Consider the following 2,628-nt stretch of genomic DNA (forward strand, 5'->3'; position numbering starts at 1 on the left):
CGGGCGCCCCCGCCCGCGCGGTCGGCCTGGCTGGGCGCGGCGGTCGCCGCCGCGCGGGGGCCGGCCGGGCGGGCCGGCGGGGGGGGGGGGCGCGCGCCGCCCCCCCCCCCCCCCCCCCCGCCCTGTGTCCTTCGCGTCGGCGCCCTGCGGCCCTCAGTCCGTCGGGCGCTTGAGGCGGGCCACGAACTTGTACCGGTCGCCCCGGTACACCGAACGCACCCACTCCACCGGTTCGCCCTGGCCGTCCACCGAATGGCGGGACAGCATCAGCATCGGCAGACCCACGTCCGTGCCCAGCAGCCCGGCTTCCCGGGGCGTGGCGAGCGAGGTCTCGATGGTCTCCTCCGCCTCGGCGAGGCGGACGTCGTACACCTCGGCCAGCGCGGTGTAGAGCGAGGTGTACTTCACCAGCGAACGGCGCAGCGCCGGGAAGCGTTTGGCCGAAAGGTGCGTGGTCTCGATCGCCATCGGCTCACCGCTGGCGAGCCGCAGCCGCTCGATGCGCAGCACCCGGCCGCCCGTCGAGATGTCCAGCAGGCCGGCGAGCGTGTCGTCCGCCGTGACATAGCCGATGTCCAGCAGCTGGGACGTCGGCTCCAGTCCCTGGGCACGCATGTCCTCGGTGTACGAGGTCAGCTGGAGGGCCTGGGAGACCTTCGGCTTGGCGACGAAGGTGCCCTTGCCCTGGATGCGTTCGAGGCGGCCCTCGACGACCAGTTCCTGGAGCGCCTGGCGCACCGTGGTGCGCGAGGTGTCGAACTCGGCGGCCAGGGTGCGTTCGGGCGGCACCGGGGTGCCCGGCGGCAGGGTGTCCGTCATGTCGAGGAGATGCCGCTTGAGCCGGTAGTACTTCGGCACGCGCGCCGTGCGCGCACCGGTACCGGTCTCGCTCCCCGTACTGCCCCCGTCGGCACTCATGGCCCGCCTTCCCGACGCTTGCGTTACTGCCGTCACCGGCTCCTCCGACTGTCGCGGCTCACATGGTGGCACGGTCCGGTCACGGGTCGTCGCCCTCCCTTAGGTGTCGGTCCTATAACGGACGCGAGTGCACTTCTTATACACCCTTGACACCCCTAAAGGTCTAGGCCAAGCTCCCGGTACTGGTCTAAACCATTAAAGACCAGGTCCAGCCCCAGCAGAACTCGTCGAATGTCTTCGCGGTGGGTGGGGTTGCAGCATCCCTGAGGAGGGTTTGACGTGAAGCGCAAGCTCATCGCGGCTATCGGTGTCGCGGGCATGTTGGTTTCGGTCGCAGCGTGTGGTTCGGACGACAAGAATTCGTCCGCCGACCCCAAGGACCGCAAGGAAACCCTGACCGTCTGGCTCATGGGCGAGGCCCGGTCCACCTGGCCGGAGCTGGTCAAGGACGTCAACGCCGAGTTCAACAAGAAGTACCCGGGCGTCAAGGTCCAGGTTCAGTACCAGCAGTGGGCCGACAAGGTCAAGAAGCTGGACACCTCCCTCGCGGGTGACAAATTCCCCGATGTCGTCGAACTCGGCAACACCGAGACCATGCAGTACATCCTCAATGGTGCGCTCGGAGAAATCGACCCCAAGAAGTACGAGAACTCGGACACCTGGATCAAGGGTCTGAAGGACACGTGCTCCTTCGAGGGCAAGACCTACTGCGTTCCTTACTACGCGAGCGCCCGTCTCGCCGTGTACAACAAGGACATGCTGAAGGCCGGCACCGGCAGCGACGCCCTCCCGCAGACCGAGGACGAGTTCCTCGCCGCGATGGACAAGGTCGACGCCGAGCTGGGCAAGAAGGACAAGCGCGCCTCGTCCCTCTACTTCCCGGGCCGTTACTGGTACGCCGCGATGTCGTACGTCACCGCCTTCGGTGGCCAGATAGCGACGTACGACGAGGGCAGCAAGGAGTGGAAGTCCGCGCTCTCCACCCCGGAGGCGCAGAAGGGCCTCCAGCACTTCAACGACCTGGTCAAGAAGTACAACAAGGCCGATGTGACGAAGGACGAGCAGGACCACGCCAACGTCATGGCCAACGAGAAGGCCGCGGTCATCTACGGCCAGGCCTGGGAGGCCGGGTCCGTCACCACCGGCGAGAACGGCAACCCGAAGCTCGAGGGCAAGATCGCCACGGCCGGTATGCCCGGCCCCGAGGGCAAGCCCCTCCCGTCCTTCATCGGCGGCTCGGACCTCGCGACCATCTCCAAGTCCAAGGTCCAGGACCTCGGCGAGGAGTGGATCTCCCTCTTCACCAACGCGAAGTCCATGGAGGTCCTCGCGTCGAAGAACATCCTTCCCAACAACGAGAAGCAGCTTGAGCCGCTGAAGGCCAAGCCGGAGACCGCCGCCATCGCCAACGCGGTGCCGGACGCCTGGTTCACGCCGATCGCCCCGGGCTGGGCCTCGATCGAGAAGGAAGAGATCCTCCAGAACATGCTCCTGGAGATCGTCAAGGGCGCCTCGGTCGCCGATGCCTCCAAGAAGGCCGACGAGAAGATCAACGAGCTGATCAACAAGGAATCCTGACCTTCCGATCGCCAGGCGGGGGGGGGGGCCCCCCCCCGCCGCGCCCCCCCCCCGCCCGCCCCCACCCAACCCCCACAACAACGCCCCCCCCCCCCCCCCCCCCGGAGAAGGACACACCAACAAAAGCGACAG

Annotated in this window: 2 protein-coding genes; one reads left to right on the top strand and one right to left on the bottom strand. The window is 67.4% G+C overall.

All coding sequences use genetic code 11. From position 1 onward, the window contains the following. Window positions 1–153: 153 nt before the first annotated feature. Window positions 154–918 carry a GntR family transcriptional regulator gene (locus JS521_RS19870; protein ID WP_044369619.1) on the bottom strand — a complete coding sequence of 255 codons (765 nt, stop codon included), beginning with the start codon at window positions 916–918 and terminating at the stop codon, window positions 154–156. 279 nt (window positions 919–1,197) lie between these two features. Here JS521_RS19870 and JS521_RS19875 point away from each other — a divergent pair, with 279 nt between their 5' ends. After that, complete coding sequence (locus JS521_RS19875; RefSeq protein ID WP_205084322.1) at window positions 1,198–2,496, top strand: sugar ABC transporter substrate-binding protein; 1,299 nt, start codon at window positions 1,198–1,200, stop codon at window positions 2,494–2,496. The last annotated feature ends 132 nt before the right edge of the window (window positions 2,497–2,628 follow it).

It is taken from the genome of Streptomyces durocortorensis, assembly GCF_016901035.1.
GTDB lineage: Bacteria > Actinomycetota > Actinomycetes > Streptomycetales > Streptomycetaceae > Streptomyces > Streptomyces durocortorensis.